This is a genomic window from Nocardia sp. NPDC059177, assembly GCF_042755165.1.
GTDB lineage: Bacteria > Actinomycetota > Actinomycetes > Mycobacteriales > Mycobacteriaceae > Nocardia.
The window spans coordinates 1-1,492 of record NZ_JBHZBX010000054.1; the positions used below are offsets into that span (position 1 = coordinate 1).

Consider the following 1,492-nt stretch of genomic DNA (forward strand, 5'->3'; position numbering starts at 1 on the left):
TCCTCGATAGGCGGGTTGATCGATGCCGCGGTCGGTAGGTCGATGATCTTCGGGGCCGTCGTCGTGCCGCTGAATCGGTTCGGATGTCGTGCTCGGGCTGTGGTCAAGACCTGGCGACGCTCGATGTCACGAGCGGTCGCGAGACCGTAGAACACCGCCGCGGGGGTATGCAGGCCTATACCGGTGTGACGGTGCTCGTTGTTGTACCAATCGACGAACCTTGCCATGAAAGCTCGTGCATGCCATAGGGATCCGAACCTGGCCGGGAACTCGGGCGCATATTTCAAGGTCTTGAACCAGGCTTCGGAGTAGGGGTTGTCGTTGCTGACCCGCGGCCTCGAGTGCGACTGCGTGACCTGCAGATCCGCCAGGAGCGTGGTCACCGATTTGCTGGTCATCGCGGTGCCCCGGTCGGCGTGGACCACGTGCGGGATGCCGTGGGTGCCGAATATCTGTTGCATCAATTCCGTTGCCAGGACACCAGACTCGCGTGTGTGAATGTGGCATCCGACGATGTGGCGTGAGTAGATATCGATCATGACGTAGGCGTCGTAGTAGAGACCTTTGGTCGGGCCGGAGAGTTTGGTGATGTCCCACGAATACACCTGTCGTGGTGCGGTCGCGACGAGTTCGGGACAGGTCGCTTTCGGGTGCCGAGCGAGCCTCCGACGTTCTTTGACCTGGGTGTTCTCGGCCAGGATCCGATACATCGTCGAGACCGAGCACAGGTATACGCCCTCGTCGAGCAGGATCGCCCAGACCGTCAAGGGTGCGCAGTCGACGAATCGGTCGGAGTTGAGTACCTGCAGTACGCGGGCTCGTTCGGTATCGGTGAGTTTGTTTATCGGAACGGGGCGTGAACGTGGAATATGTTGCGCGGTAGTCGGTTTAGTTCTTCGTTGGGCGGTCGAGCGGTTGATTCCTGTCAATTTCGCCGCCCGGCGGGTCCCGATGCCGGTATCGGCCAGTTCGACATAGACACTGGTCAGCGCTTGCGTCGCGGCTCGTGCTGCTCCGCGCTCTCGGAGATCGATTCCAAGAGCGCGTGTGCTTTTCCCATGATGTCGAGCGCGGCTTCTGTTGTGCTGATCCGTTTGTTCGCTGCGTCTAATTCCTTTCTCAGACGGGCGATCTCGGCTTGCTCGGCGGTGAGTTTGGCGGATTTGGTGCCCGGGGTCGCCGGGTCGAGGACGCCGGCGTCTCGTTGTTTGCGCCATTGTCCGATCGTTGAGGAATACAGGCCCTCGCGTCGCAGGTATGCGCCGCCTTGTCCGTCCTCGACTGCGGCTTCGTAGGCGGTGAGGTGGGCGAGTTTGTCTGCGGCGGTGAACGCCCGCCGTCTTGGGCGGCTGTTGCCGGGTGAGGAGGAACCCATGCGCCCAGTTTCGCGCATCGGTGTGGTCGTCGTCATCGTGGAGTAGGTCCGATCTCGCCCTGCGTCGGGCTGGATTTGCTGAGTGCCGGTGGACTCAACTCACCCTGACACGCAGGG

At 61.5% G+C, this 1,492-nt stretch carries 1 protein-coding gene; it reads right to left on the minus strand.

Annotated elements, in window-relative coordinates:
• Positions 1-1,375 (minus strand): IS3 family transposase gene (locus ACFXK0_RS29030; RefSeq protein WP_379414272.1). Its coding sequence is split into 2 segments (ribosomal slippage), with 1,373 coding nucleotides annotated over them: positions 1-1,031 and positions 1,034-1,375; the frame shifts between segments, so codons are not numbered across the junction. This gene is flagged as partial in the annotation.
• Positions 1,376-1,492: the final 117 nt, after the last annotated feature.